The organism is Pantoea sp. X-Soil-TKNS-1279, from assembly GCF_059730565.1.
Map to the genome: position 1 here is coordinate 2,167,057 of NZ_AP035948.1, position 14,236 is coordinate 2,181,292.

Annotated in this window: 11 protein-coding genes; 2 read left to right on the plus strand and 9 right to left on the minus strand. The window is 57.2% G+C overall.

Annotated elements, in window-relative coordinates:
* Positions 1 to 54: 54 nt before the first annotated feature.
* A complete protein-coding gene (locus AC6I8N_RS10270; protein ID WP_497828973.1) occupies positions 55 to 1,725 on the plus strand; it encodes a DUF4091 domain-containing protein in 1,671 nt (556 codons plus the stop codon).
* Between the two features lie 87 nt (positions 1,726 to 1,812).
* Here AC6I8N_RS10270 and AC6I8N_RS10275 read toward each other — a convergent pair whose 3' ends face one another.
* On the minus strand, positions 1,813 to 2,733 hold the full coding sequence (locus AC6I8N_RS10275) for a carbon-nitrogen hydrolase family protein (RefSeq protein ID WP_497828974.1): 921 nt from the start codon (positions 2,731 to 2,733) through the stop codon (positions 1,813 to 1,815).
* 86 nt (positions 2,734 to 2,819) lie between these two features.
* Between AC6I8N_RS10275 and AC6I8N_RS10280 the strand changes: the two genes are divergently transcribed.
* Entirely contained in the window at positions 2,820 to 3,734 is a 915-nt protein-coding gene (locus tag AC6I8N_RS10280) for a LysR family transcriptional regulator (RefSeq protein WP_497828975.1), read from the plus strand.
* A 72-nt stretch (positions 3,735 to 3,806) separates the two neighbouring features.
* On the opposite strand, the gene AC6I8N_RS10285 is transcribed toward AC6I8N_RS10280, so the two are convergent.
* From AC6I8N_RS10285 to AC6I8N_RS10320, 8 genes are all read right to left on the minus strand, one after another.
* The gene (locus tag AC6I8N_RS10285) at positions 3,807 to 5,054 is read right to left on the minus strand and encodes an NAD(P)/FAD-dependent oxidoreductase (RefSeq protein WP_497828976.1); all 1,248 of its coding nucleotides are present in this window, start codon (positions 5,052 to 5,054) and stop codon (positions 3,807 to 3,809) included.
* Between the two features lie 4 nt (positions 5,055 to 5,058).
* Positions 5,059 to 5,406 carry a RidA family protein gene (locus tag AC6I8N_RS10290; RefSeq protein ID WP_021183257.1) on the minus strand — a complete coding sequence of 116 codons (348 nt, stop codon included), beginning with the start codon at positions 5,404 to 5,406 and terminating at the stop codon, positions 5,059 to 5,061.
* An 11-nt stretch (positions 5,407 to 5,417) separates the two neighbouring features.
* Positions 5,418 to 6,917: an amidase gene (locus AC6I8N_RS10295; RefSeq protein ID WP_497828977.1), complete on the minus strand. Its 1,500-nt coding sequence runs from the start codon at positions 6,915 to 6,917 to the stop codon at positions 5,418 to 5,420.
* A 44-nt stretch (positions 6,918 to 6,961) separates the two neighbouring features.
* Positions 6,962 to 8,173, minus strand: a complete 1,212-nt coding sequence (locus AC6I8N_RS10300) for an MFS transporter (RefSeq protein ID WP_497828978.1) — start codon at positions 8,171 to 8,173, stop codon at positions 6,962 to 6,964.
* Between the two features lie 189 nt (positions 8,174 to 8,362).
* Positions 8,363 to 9,295 carry a LysR family transcriptional regulator gene (locus AC6I8N_RS10305; RefSeq protein WP_415174229.1) on the minus strand — a complete coding sequence of 311 codons (933 nt, stop codon included), beginning with the start codon at positions 9,293 to 9,295 and terminating at the stop codon, positions 8,363 to 8,365.
* A gap of 17 nt (positions 9,296 to 9,312) precedes the next feature.
* The gene (locus AC6I8N_RS10310) at positions 9,313 to 10,041 is read right to left on the minus strand and encodes an amino acid ABC transporter ATP-binding protein (RefSeq protein ID WP_021183253.1); all 729 of its coding nucleotides are present in this window, start codon (positions 10,039 to 10,041) and stop codon (positions 9,313 to 9,315) included.
* A complete protein-coding gene (locus tag AC6I8N_RS10315; RefSeq protein ID WP_497828979.1) occupies positions 10,038 to 11,270 on the minus strand; it encodes a M20/M25/M40 family metallo-hydrolase in 1,233 nt (410 codons plus the stop codon). Before AC6I8N_RS10315 ends, AC6I8N_RS10310 begins: the two co-directional genes overlap by 4 nt.
* Positions 11,263 to 14,220, minus strand: coding sequence for an FAD-dependent oxidoreductase (locus AC6I8N_RS10320; RefSeq protein ID WP_497828980.1), 2,958 nt, complete (start codon positions 14,218 to 14,220; stop codon positions 11,263 to 11,265). Before AC6I8N_RS10320 ends, AC6I8N_RS10315 begins: the two co-directional genes overlap by 8 nt.
* Positions 14,221 to 14,236: the final 16 nt, after the last annotated feature.

Genomic DNA, 14,236 nt, shown 5'->3' on the forward strand with positions numbered 1-14,236 from the left:
GTCTGTTTGCGTGTTATTAAATTGCAAAATTTCTGACACTGTAAGGGATGAACCATGACGTTACATCTGCGGCTGACTTCGTCGCTGGAAAAAATGTTTCACCAAAAAACAATTGCCGACGTAAAGCAACTGACAACAACCAGCATTCTCGCCAATGAGACACTCTCATTTCAGGCGCAATATTTTCTCCCTTCCACCGAGCGCAAAACGCGACGCACTTTGCATTGGTCGGTTGAAGGGGAGTTAGCACCGTGGTTGCAGGTGTTTCAGGTCACGTCTGTGCCGGGACATTTACCCTGCTACAACACCGTGGATGACCATTATCTGACCACTGAGCCAGGTCTGTTTCCCGATCTGCTGATGCCGTTGACCGGCCCGACCATGCAAATCACCTGCAATTATCAGGGCGCATTGTGGCTGTGCCTGACACCGCCGCCGGAAGGTCTACCGCCTGGCGAACATAAAATGACGCTGCGCTTATATGAAGACGCCGAGAACAGCGTGATGACTGAAGCGGCACTGGTGGTGACGGTGTTACCTGCCACTCTGCCTGCACAACAGCTTTACCATACCGAATGGATTCATACCGATTGCCTGGCGAATTATTATCAACTGACGGTGTTCAGCGAGGAGTACTGGCAGGCGGTGCGCAAATTTGTGCAAAGTGCCGTGGCGCATGGCGTCAATATGATGTTGACGCCGCTGTTTACGCCACCGCTCGATACCGCGCCAGGGACGGTGCGGACTGAGGTGCAACTGATTGACGTCTTTGATGACGAGCAGGGCGGCTATCGCTTTGGCTTTGAACGGCTGGCCCGCTGGGTAGATTTATGCCGTACCGAGGGCATCCGCGATTTTGAGATCGCCCACTTTTTTACCCAATGGGGAGCGGCGCATGCGCCGCATATTGCGGTACAACTGCCGGATGGCAGCCGTGAGGCACGTTTTGGCTGGCATACCGATGCCTTTGGTGAGCAGTGGCGGCAATTCCTGAGCGCCTTCTTACCACAACTGACGGCGTGGTTTGACAAGCAGGGACTGCGTGATCGGGTGTGGTTCCATATTTCCGATGAACCGACCGATCAACATCTGGAAAATTACCGTAAAGCCAGCGATCTGCTGCGGCCGTTAATTCCCGGCTACCGTACGCTGGATGCCTTGTCCGATTATGACTTTTATCGCCTTGGCCTGGTGGAAAAACCGGTCACCGCCTCTGACCATCTGGAGCCGTTCCTCGAAAATCAGGTGCCAGGCCTGTGGACGTATTATTGTTGCGCCCAGTATCTCGATGTGGCTAACCGTTTTATGGCGCAACCGTCGCTGCGTAACCGTATCCTTGGGGTGCAGCTTTGGTTATATCGGATTGAAGGGTTTCTGCACTGGGGCTTTAACTTCTACAACAGCGAATTGTCGCGTGAGGCAATCGATCCTTTTGCCGTTACCGATGGTTTGCAGGCATTCCCGGCGGGTGATCCATTCCTTGTTTATCCCGGCAAAGACTTCACGCCGCTACCTTCGATTCGCCTTAAGGTGCTGCTGGAAGCGATGCAGGATTTGCGCGCCTTGCAATGTCTGGAAGCGTTGCAAGGTCGTGCGGCCGTTGAGGCGTTGGTTGATGACGTGATGGGGATGCGTATTACCTTCAAAGCGTGGCCGTCCGATGCGCAGAAGTTATTGCATCTGCGTGCCGAGGTTAACCGCCGTATTGGCACATACATGGAATAATTCCCCATTGTAGCAGCGCGAATATCGCGCGATCTTTTCCGGCATCGCGCACAGAATCTGCGCGATAAATCGCGCCACTACGGTGATTTATTGAAAAGTGACGGTTTTTTTGGGTTTTTGGTCAACCGCCAACGAGAACACATCCGGGCGGGCATAATGTCCGACCACGTCAAAATCATAGCGGGCGCGAATCAGTTCATCGGTGTCGATTTGGGCCGTGAGTAATCCTTCGCTGGCGCGCAACGGTCCTGCCAGCACATCCCCAAGTGGACCGATAATCACACTTCCCCCCTGAATCAGCGGGCGCTGGCTGTCCCAGCCGGGGATCTCTATACCCAATTCGGCTGGCGAGGGTTGCAACTGGCAGGCGCTTAACACAAAACAGCGACCTTCGTGGGCGATATGCCGCATTGATGCCTGCCATACATCACGTTCATCTACCGTGGGCGCGCACCAGATTTCTACCCCTTTGGCATACATGGCGGTACGCAGCAACGGCATATGGTTTTCCCAGCAGATGGCGGCACCGATACGTCCGGCCTGAGTATCCACCACCGGCAGCGTAGAACCATCGCCCTGGCCCCAAATCAGGCGTTCGGTTCCGGTTGGCATCAGCTTGCGATGTTTTGCCACCAGACCATTTTCCGGTTCGAAAAATAACGCGCTGCAATACAGGGTGCTGCCTTCACGTTCAATCACACCAATCACCAGTGCGGCCTGGGTGCGGTGTGCCAGTGCGGCCAGCGCCTCCGTTTCTTTACCCGGCACATCAATGGCGTTGGCAAAATATTCTGCCCAGGTTTCACGTCCCTGTGGCAGTCGATAGCCCAATTGGGTGCCAAAGGTTTCACCTTTCGGATAGCCGCCAAGCAGGGCTTCGGGCATCACCACCAGGCGCGCCTGGCTGGCAGTAATTTGTTGTTCATAAGACAGAATCTTCTCTAACGTCTGCGCTTTACCTTCAGGTGCGGAGCCAATTTGTAGCACCGCCACGGTTGAGGATGTCATGGCAATTTACCTGTGAGCGGGGAGTTGATGCCAAGGTATACCTTGGTATAGTGTTATGAATCAACCATCAGAAATGACTATCAGATATGAATGCAATTAATATCGAGTCGCTTGACCTGAATTTGTTTAAAGTTTTCGAAGCGTTGTATGAAGAGGGCAGCGCCAGCCGGGCTGCGCTGCGTCTTGGCATTACTCAGTCGGCCGTCAGTGCCGCGCTGGGCCGGTTGCGGAAAATTTATGGTGACCCTATGTTTGAACGCACGGGACGCGGCTTACGCCCGAGCCGTCGTGCGGAGGAATTAAAACCCATTGTCAGTGAAGCGTTAAATCGCTGTCGTCAGAGTCTGGCGCTGGCGCAGCGGGAACAGGCGGAATTCGAGGGCAGAACCCTGGTGTTAGGCTGGTCCGACGATTATGAAATCGCGCTGGCACGCCAACTGATCAACCATGTGGCAGAGGCGTATCCCGGACTGCGGCTGATCTTCCGACAAATTCACAGCCGCATCGCTGCCGGGATGTTGATGAACCGGATGGTCGATTTGGCCGTGACTTCTGGCAGTGGCAACTCAGCGGCGTTGAGTAAAGAGTTGGTCGGGGTCAATGGTTACGCCTGTGTACTGGACTTTGCACCGCCAACGGGTGAATTGACGCTGAGTGACTATACCCAACTGCAACATATTCTGATCTCTTCGGGGGGCGTGGTGGGGATCGTTGATGAAGTGCTGGCTGAGCTGGGCCTGAAACGCACGGTTGAAGCGGCGGCGACCCACTTTTCAGCGGTGCCTTATCTGATCAAAGGTTCGCGCTCGATTGTGACGTTACCCAGCCATGCCGCTCAGGCTATGGCGACGTTGTTTGATTTGCGGCTGGTTCACTGTCCAATTGCTTTACCCGATTATCCGATCGAGTTATCCTGGCGAACTGACAGCCTGAGGGACCCGGCGGTAGCCGGGGTCAGGAATATTCTGCGGGAATTGTTGAAAGCCATACCCCCCCTGTAGCGGCGTGATTTATCGCGCGGGTTTTTCTGGCTGCGCGCTCAGAATTGCGCGATAAATCGCGGCGCGACGGATTCAGAAGCGTCTGGCCGGGCTGAACGGCTCCATCGCAATGCTGCTGCGTTCACCGTGCATCATCTCTGCCAGCAGCATCCCGGTGGCCGGTCCGAGGGTAAATCCCTGATGTCCATGACCAAAGGCGCACCACATGCCGCGTTGTCCCGGAACTTCGCCAATTACCGGTTTCATATCCGGCATGCAGGGACGGGCACCTTTCCAGGGTTCCGCTTCGACCGCCTCTCCCAGCGGCAACAACTGCCGCGCCACCTGTTCCACCGCTCTGAGCTGATGAGGGGTGGCGGGGGCATCAATATGCGCCAGTTCCGCCCCGGTGGTGATACGCAACCCGCGTGCCATCGGGGCCACCAGATAGCCGCGCTCTTCATCCAGCATCCAGTGACGTGGCGTAGCGCCAGCGACCGGCTGGAAATGTTGATGGTAGCCGCGCTTCACAAACAGCGGCGGACGGTAACCGAAATCGCCGGTAAGCTGTGGACTCCAGGGACCGAGAGCCACCACCACCTGACGCGCTTTCACCGCTTCACCATGCTGATTATCAACCTGCCAGCCGCCCTCAGTTGTCGGACGCAACGTCTGCGCGTTGCCCTGATGCCAGGCTGCACCACGAGCAAATAACAAGGCGGCATAGGCTTTTACCAACGCGCCCGGATCGCGCACCGTCAGGGGATCGCTCCAGTACACCGCACCGCTTAGTTCAGCCCGCAGCGCTGGCTCGGTGGCGCGCAGCTGGGCTGCATCCAACTTGCGATGATTCACCCCCAGCGCCAGCAGCTTATCAGCCTCAACAAAGGCCGCATCACGCTGTTTATCGCTGCGAAACAGCATCAACCAGCCACGTTCGCCTAACAGATGGCGGGCATTAGCCGCATCGAGCAAGGCTTCATGGGTGTCGATCGACAACGCAATCAACGAGGCGTAAGCCGCCGCAATCGGGGCATAAGCGCGGGGTGCTGAGCGAGCATAGTAGCGCAGCAGCGGTGACGCCAGCGCCGGAATGGCACGCAGATGATAGCGTACATCCAGCCGACGGTTGCCTGCCACGCTAAGTAGCGTCTTGATATCACGCGGGAAGGCGTAAGGATGTACCGCCTCCCGCTGGATGATCCCCGCGTTACCGTAAGAGGTTTCCTCGCCGGGTTCGCGCCGGTCCAGCAGCGCCACATCGTAGCCGCGCTGTTGCAGGTGGAGGGCGCAACTGACGCCGACCATTCCCGCGCCCAGCACTAACACATCATGTGCCATCGCTTCACTCCGTTTTGGGTTTCTGTGCCACCACGGTAATTTCCAGCAGCGCCTCCTGCAACACTAATCCAGCCAGTACCGTGGTTCGCACCGGCAATGGATCGCTAAACCATTTGGCATAAGCCAGGTTAAAGGGTGCAAACAAGTCCGCGTCAGTTAAATAAACGGTGCAGGAGAAGATATCCGCCAGCGTGCAACCCTGTTCTTGCAGCGTGGCTTCGATAGTTGACATGACGCGGTCGGTCTGACGGCTGACTTCCGCCGCCAGCGTGCCATCTTCTTCAAAACCGATCACGCCGGATAACCACACCTGGTCACCGACCAGACGCACTTTGGAAAAAGGTAAATTCATACGATCCTCGTTTACTGGCCTAAAGGGAGATAAAAATCCGCCATGCTGGCGATGGGGCGCGCCTGACGCAGTGCGTCAAGGTCCGGCACTGGCCGCGCCAATTGCGTATCGTGCTTAAACTTCTGTTCCAGCGCCTGCGCCACGCGGAGTACACCGCTGTCATCACCGCGCTTGCCGATAATCTGTAAACCAAACGGCATTCCCAGTGCATCCTTGCCAACGGGTAAGGAGAGGGAAGGCAGCCCCGCCAGCGAGGTGACATAGGCCAACGCCAGCCAGTGATAATAGGTGCGCGTCGGCTGGCCGTTGATTTCTCGCGGGTAAAGTTCGGTCCACGGACGCGGGCTGATGGTCACCGCCGGTGACACCATATAATCATAGTCGTGGAAGAAGGCTTCCCAACGACGATACAACTGGGTTTGCAGATCCAGCCCACGGGAAATATCCAGCGCGCTGTAGCGCAAGCCTTCCTCAATATTCATTCGAACATTTTCCCCCACCAGTTGGGGATTCTGCTGATATAGCTCCCGCGTGCCGGTGAGAAACAGCAGCGAGCGCAGCGTTTCAAAGGCTTCATTTGTGCCGTGACAATCGGGCGTCGCCTGCTCGGCGCTGGCGAACAGTGGGGCGATATGCGTCATCTTCTGACGGAAGCTGTCAGCAACGCCTTGCTCAGTAGGCGCGAAACCAAAATCGCTACTCCAGGCAAGGCGCAGCGAAGACAAATCGGTTGCGGGTAGCGGGAAAAACTCCTGTGGCTGGCGTAGCTGACGCCCCGGCACCACATGGGATAGTGGATCGCGCGCATCCTCGCCCTGCATCACGCTTAACATCAGCGCGGCATCCGCTACCGTGCGTCCCATCGGGCCAAGGGTGGAGATTTGCAGCCAGGCACAGCCGCGTTTTTCTGCCGGAATCAAACCTGCTGTGGGGCGAAATCCCACCACGCCATTAAACGCCGCCGGGTTACGCAGCGAACCGCCGGTGTCGGAACCGGTCGCCAGCGACACCATGCCGCAGGCCAGCGCAGCCGCCGAACCGCCAGACGATCCTGCCGCTGAACGGGTGGTATCGAACGGGTTACCGGTGGTGCCATACACCGCGTTGCGCGAGTTACCGCCTGCACCCCATTCTGGTACGTTGGTTTTACCCACCACGTTGGCACCGGCGGCACGCAGCACCGCCACCAGACGCTCATCCTGTGTTGCGAGGTTGTGGCGCTTCGCCACACTGCCAAAGGTGGTAGGCAGGCCGGCCGCATCAATCATATCTTTGACGCCGAGCGGTAAACCGTGCAGCGGGCCAAGCGGTTCGCCGCGCAGTACCGCCTTGTCCTGCGCCTGTGCCGTGGCACGCGCGGCGGCGAAATCACAGGCGACCATCGCGTTAACCGCGGGGTTGACCTGTTCAATACGGTTGATGCAGCTTTCCAGTAATTCACTTGGGGCAATGCTTTTTTCCCCAATTAACCGACGGGCTTCGCTCGCCGGGAGATCACATAACGTTTCCATCGTCAGATCCTTTATCAATTAAACCCGCGCGATAAATCGCGTCGCTACGGAGTCGGCATAATTGCCTGGGTGCTTGTTTTCTCGGTGCGGATGGTCAGGCTCATCAGGGTTGAAAACAGCGCTGCGCCCATCAGGAACAGAAATGCCGACCCGAAGCTGAAATGTTGCACCATCAGGCCGATTGCCAGCGGGGCGATAAATCCGGCCGCCTGGCCGCCAAAGTTGATCACCCCGATGCCCGAACCCACCATGCGCGGCGCCAGAATTTTGGTCGGAAGCGCGACGGCGATCGCCAGCACAAAGGATTTAAAGAAGTAGGTAAACGCCTGGGCGATAATCACCCCGGTGAGGGTTTCCGCCCGGTACATGCAGCCGATGGCAATGGCGGTAAATAACGCGCTGAACAGCAACATCAGGTTTTCGCGGCCATTGAAGAATTTCACCATCACCCAACCGCCGATGGCAGTGGCGATACCGGCCATCAGATAGGGGATCGGCAACAATACGCCGACGGCTTTGAGGTCAAGATGGCGTTCCGTCATCAGATACACCGGCATCCAGGAGTCGAGGCCTTTGTTGATCAGGCTGAGGCCAAACCACACCGCAGCAATCTTCCACAACAGCGGATGTTTCATGACGCTTTTGACTTCACTCAGGTTGATGCGGCTACGTTGCTGACTGTCACTGGCCGGGGTGTTACGCACCGTCAGACTGTATATCAGGACAAACGCCAGGCCCAAAATCCCAATCAGCATAAAGGTGTGACGCCAGTGAAAATGCAGCAGCAGTGGGGCAATCAGTAGCGGGGCGATCATGCTGCCGATGTAATTTGACGAGACCAGCAGCGAGGTGATTTTCGGTTTTTGTTCCGTGGTGTAGTTTTCCGCCGCGTTTTTGATCGCCGCAGAAGGAAAGGCACCTTCGCCCAGACCAAACAGCAGGCGAATCACCAGCAGCGAGGCTAGTGACCAGGCCAGTCCGGTCAGCAGGGTGAACAGCGACCAGAAGCCAATCGCCATAATCACCACCATCTTGGCACCGTAGCGATCGGCCAGCCAGCCGCCCGGCAGTTGCATCAGCCAGAAGCCAAAATAGAACACACTTAACACCAAACCCAGCTCAGACGGGCTGAGATGCATCTCAGCGGTGAGCGCCGGTGCGCCCATACTCAAGACAACGCGATCAATAAAAGCGATACACCAGGCGATATACAGCAAAATAACCACCCAGTGCCGGTAGAACGATGAATCTCGCATGGCTGTTCCTTAATAACCGGTGAATTGAATTTCGCAACGCAAATTCATCCTGCCATGCGTTCAGGGTTATCACCATTTCAACTTTTTCACGCCAGCGATATCAAAAAGGCAAAGATAACGCCATGATAAGTCATGGTTATCCTGAAGGGGCAAAATCAGCTCCTCCGAGCAGTTTTTAATAAGTGGCGGTTATGATGTGACGGCGGAAATAAACGGAAAGGCGTCCATTTCGCGAATAAAATGATCGATAAACGCGGTTACCGCTTTCGGCATACTGCGTCCCGCGAGGGTATTTAGTTCGATATTGATGCCGTGCAGATCCTGACCCACCAGCGGTACGGCACACAAATTATGGGTACGAATATATTCCCGCACCGTCATTTCGGAGGCCACCACCACGCCTTGCTCATAACGCACAAAAGCCAGCAGGGCGCTGATGGAGTTGGTGACAAACACCGGGGAGATGGTGATGCCCTGGCGGCTACAGCAGGCGTCAAACAGGCGGCGCAACATGATCGGCCGTTCCGGCAAACCCAGCGGATAGCCACTGAGCTGCGACAATTGCAGGCCGCTGCGTTTCGCCAGCACATGGTCCGGTGGCATCACCGCCACCAGCCGTGACTGCAAACGCCAGGCAACGTGAATATTCTCTTCCGGGATCTGGCTGAAGGTCAGCCCGAGATCGCTTTCCCCCTCGCGTAATCGCCGCACCACCTCTTCGGCGTGGGTAACATGCAGGCGAAAATGGATATCGGGATAGTGGCGGCGAAAGGAGGCGATCATCATCGGCAAAAAATCGACGCTGAAACCGGCGGAGCTGTCGATACGCACCTCACCTTTACGTAACCCATTGAGTTCCGCCAGCTCGTGCAGCACTTTTTCACTTTCCAGTTGCGTGCGGATCGCCCACGCCGCCAGCAGTTCACCGGCAGCGGTGGGGATCATCCCTTCCTTGCGACGTTCAAACAGAGTTTCGCCCAGCCGATCCTCCAGCCCGCTAATCTGGCGACTGATCGCCGAAGCGGCGACATTCAGTTTCTGAGCCGCCAGGCTGAGTGAGCCGGAGCGCACCACTTCAAGGAAGTAACGTACCGAGTTTTCCTGCAAGTGGCGTACTTTCATGCTGATCCTTGTGCTGTTTAATGTTGGATGATTTGATCGAGGAAGTTCCTCGCCCGGGGTGATACCGGTGCGGTGAAGAAGGTTTCTGCCTCAGCATCTTCAATAATTTCGCCGCCGTCCATAAAGATAACGCGATCGGCAATTTTACGCGCAAAGCCCAGTTCGTGAGTGACACAACACATGGTCATGCCTTCCGCCGCCAGTTCCGCCATTACCGCCAGCACTTCGGCGACCATTTCCGGGTCCAGCGCTGAGGTTGGCTCATCAAACAGCATCACTTTAGGGTTCATCGCCAGCGCGCGGGCAATTGCCACACGCTGCTGCTGACCGCCCGAGAGCTGCGCCGGATATTTGTGGCCGTGCCGCTCCAGTCCTACGCGTTGTAATAATTCCTGGGCCTTATTTAACGCCTCCGCGCGCTGGCGTTTCAAAATCCGCATCTGCGGCACCAGCAAATTATCCAGCACCGTCATATGTGGAAACAGCTCGAACGACTGAAACACCATACCGACTTGCTGACGCAGGCTGGTGAGATTGGTTTTTTTATCACTTAACATCATGCCATCAACATTGATTTCGCCGCGCTGAAAGGGTTCCAGCGCATTGATGCATTTAATTAAGGTCGATTTACCGGAACCAGACGGGCCGCAAATCACCACCACTTCGCCTTTTTTGATATTGAGGGTGCAATTTTTTAACACCGGCAACTGACCATAATATTTCGACAGATTATTAATGGCGATCATGCAGATTTCTCCTGCAAAAGGGTTAACAGGCTATTCGCCACAATCTGCGTGGCACGATGTAAATCATCCAGGTGTACGCGCTCATCGGCGCGATGTCCGTTGGCCTCAAGGAAACTGCGCGGTCCGGCCCCGTACATAATGGTGGGAATACCGGCGGCACTGTACAGACGGGCATCGGTATACAGCGGCAAACCCACTAACGGGATCGGTTCTTGCAGGATAGCTTCGGCCTGCTGGCTGAAAATGTTCGCCAGTTCGATACTGGCAGGCGATGAGGTGAACGGACGCGCCAGCAAAATACGTTTCACATCACAGGTGATACCGCTGAGCTGTTGTTCCACATCCCGAATCAGCGCCAGCAACTCCGCTTCAACCGCTTCCGGCTGTTCTTCCGGGATAATGCGACGCTCGAGGCGGATCATCAGGTTATCCGACACCACGTTGGTGTTGATGCCGCCCTCAACCAGGCCAATCACCAGCGTGGGGGAATCGATACCCGCTACCGCAGAATGTTTTTCCGCCAGCGTGTCGCGATAGCGATACAACGCGGTCATTAAACGGTTACCGGCTTCAATGGCGTCACAGCCGCTGGACGGGAAGGCGGCATGGGCGGATTTGCCCTGCACGGCAATTTCCAGATGCAAACACCCATTATGTGCGGTAACGACAAAGTAGCTCAGCGCGGCGCACACCGCGTAATCGGGTTTACTGATCCCCTTCTCCAGCAGCCAGCCGGGACCGGTGGCGCCGCCCGTCTCCTCATCGTATGTGATGTGCAGTTCGATGGTGCCGTTTAACGCCGCGCCGCTGTGGATCAACGCCAGCAAGGCATAGGTGTAGGTGGTGATATCCGATTTAGACACCGCCGCACCGCGTCCATACAGCCAGCCATTTTCAATTTCCGCACCGTAAGGATCTTTGCTCCAGCCGCCGCCTGGCGGCACGACATCGCCGTGCGCATTCAGCGCGACCGTCGGCCCCGGTCCGAAACGATGGCGCACGATCAGGTTTGTGGCGCTGCGCATCCCGGCTGCCAGTACCACCTCATCCGGCACGGTAAAGGTTTCAACCTCCAGTCCAACGTCGCGCAGTAGCTGCGCGGTGACCAGCGCATGTGGGGTGCAATCGCCCGGTGGGTTGTCGGAGGGCGTCTGCACCAGACGTTTTAACATCTCAACCTGTTGGGAGAAGTGACTTTCAATCCATGTGGCGACACGTTGTTTACTCATTGACTGCGGTCCTGTGATTATCGAAACGGGAAAGGTGGAAAGGCGACAGATCGATGTCGCTGCTGCCGCGCAAAATGAGCTGCGCCAGACTGTGGGCCACCACTGGCGACAGGGTGTAACCATTAGAGGTGACGGCGTTATAAAAACCGGGCAGGCCGGGGACGTCGCCAATGATCGGCGCGCCATCAATATTGATATTCATCCCGGCCCAGCTACGTACCATATGCAGGCCACTTAAGGCAGGCAGGACGCGATTGGCGACCCATAAATTGCCTTCGATACTTTCGCGGCACGGCTGATTCAGGCGCATCGCCGGGTTAAATTGCGCGCTCCAGCCGCCGCCAATTAATAAACTGCCGTGGGCGGTTTGCTTCAGGCTGAGGTGACGCCCGGCGTGGGCAATCAGATGATCGACCAGCGGCACGGCACGTTCGGTGACGATCATTTGCAGCGGTGCGCCTTTCACCGGCACATTGATGCCGACCATTTCACCCACTTTGGCCGCCCAGGCACCGGTTGCGTTAATCACGCGTTGGGCTTCAATCACGCCACGGCTGGTCTGTACCCGATACCCGCCATGCGACATGCGTTCAATCGCCGTCACATCGGTGCCGCGCTGAAAGCGTGCCCCCTGGGCGCGCGCCAGTTTGTTCACCACATAAGTGGCGCGTAGTGGGTTGATTTTGCCCTCCATTGGGCAGAATTCAGCGCCGATCAGCTGCGGGGAAAGGTGAGGGGAAAGCCGTGCCAGTTCACTGGCATCCAGCAGCGTCGCGTCGATGCCAAAGCGGCGTTCCAGCGCGATCTTTTGCTCAAGAAAACGCATCTCCTGCGCGGTTTCCGCCACCATCAGACCACCGGTGATTTTGATCTCCAGCGACTCACCGCTCGCCGCTTCCAGTTCCTGCCACAGCCGCACCGAGAGCGGCCCAAGTGGTAGCGTTTGCGCAGCGGGACCACCGCCTTGCTCGGCTTTGGCACCAAAATCAAACGACAGCAGCTGGACATGCAGGCTGCCCGCGTTGGCGCCGGAAGCCTGTAAATTGATGTCGTCGCGCTCCACCACCAGGGTATCCGCGCCGCCAGCGGCAAGGTAATAGCCAAGACAATTGCCCATGACGCCGCCGCCGATCACCAGCACTTCCGTTTTTTGCGGCGCTATCGGTGAATTTTCGACCGGGCGCGCCAGGTTAGGGGTGATAGCCGGTTTGTGGCCGCCCCATTCCTGTTTCTCAAACGTCAGCGCGGCGATCGGCACCGGACGGACCGGGAAGCGCGGGGCATAAAACCCGGCGGTGTGGTGGTGACGCCCGGTCATTTCGCTCACCAGTTGCGCCACCATCCCGGCGCAGGTGCGCCCCTGGCATAATCCCATGCCGACGCGCAGGTTACGTTTCAGCGCGGCGGGCGTGTCGATACCCTGACGGATCGCGCTGCGCAAGCGGCCAAGGGTGATATTTTCACAACGGCAAATCACCGTCTCATCGGGTTGCATTTGTAGACTGACCGGCGGTGCCTGGTAAACCTGCCACAATGCCTGCTGGAATGATTCGGCACGGGCAACCTGTTTTTTCAACTTATGCGTATCGATGCCGCTCGCCGTTTTCCCCAGCGCGCTCAGTGCGCGATAACCGGCCAACTGACCGCGAGTCTGGGCAATCTGCGCGCCACCCAGCCGCGCGCCATCACCGACAACGTACACGCCGGGCACGCTGGTTGCGCCCTCGGCGTCGGTTTTGATCGTTGGGGTGCTGAAAGGTGTGCTGGCGAGTTGCTGTTCACAACCCAGCGAACGCGCTAAATCGGTAGAGGGAATAAAACCGTGTCCCAGGCACAGCACATCGCACGGGATTTCGCGACTGGAGCCAGGAATGCGTTGTCCGGCTGCATCCACCCGCATTACGGTAATGCGTTCGAGGCGATCCTGCCCGTGTGCGGCAACCACTTCATAACCCCAGCTTACCGGCACGCGGTTTTTCTTCAGGATGGAGAGATAGTGCTGGCCCTTGAGCAACAACTCAGGGCCTACTTTGGTCATGGTGAGGATCTGGCGCAGCAAGCGGATGCCGGGTTTTGCTGCGCGTTCCAGCACCTCAACCACCTGACCTTCGCTGGCAACCAGTTCAGCGGCAAACTGGAGATTCAACGGTCCGTTGCCACTTACCACCACTTTTTCGCCGGGGATCACCCGATAAGCTTTTGCCAGCGTCTGGCCTGCGCCGGTGGTCATCACCCCAGGCAAAGTCCAGCCGGGAAAGGGCACCGGGCGTTCATACGCACCGGTAGCGATAATCAATTGCTTCGGGCGAATCAATAATGACGTGTCACGCCAGATAACCCCGATCTCCTGTGCGGAGAAGGCGGCCCAGACCGTGGCCTGTTGCAGGATCTCAACCCCGGCAGCCAGGGTTGCTGACAATAACTGCTCGCCATCACGCCACTGCTGCGGCGCTTTGCCGTGCAAGGTATGAGAAGGGGCCAGCGGTTTAAAAAACTGGCCGCCGCTTTGTGGTCGCTCATCAATCACCAGCACCGTTGCACCGGCACTGGCCGCGACGCGGGCGGCTGAAAGTCCGGCGGGTCCGGCACCCAGCACCAGCAAATCGTACTCGCGTGTTTCCGGTGCGATGTTGTCTGGCACCGATGTCAGAGGAATGGCCGGGGGTTGGTCGGCGCGCTGGCTGTGCACCTGCATACCGTCCTGCACTAACGTCATGCAACTGCGTTGCGATCCTTTGCCATCCACCTGCACCACGCATTCGTAGCACGCCCCCATGCCACACCATAAGCCGCGTTTTTCGCCCGGTGTTTCCTCGCGGATTGCCACAATATTTTGCCGCGCAAGGGCAGCGGCAATGGTTTCGTCAGGCAGCGCCGGTACGGCTTTGCCATCAAACCAGATGGTCAGGCGGTCGCCCGCAGGAGTGATATTTGGTGATTTGAGTTCCATAACGCTTGTGATCCAG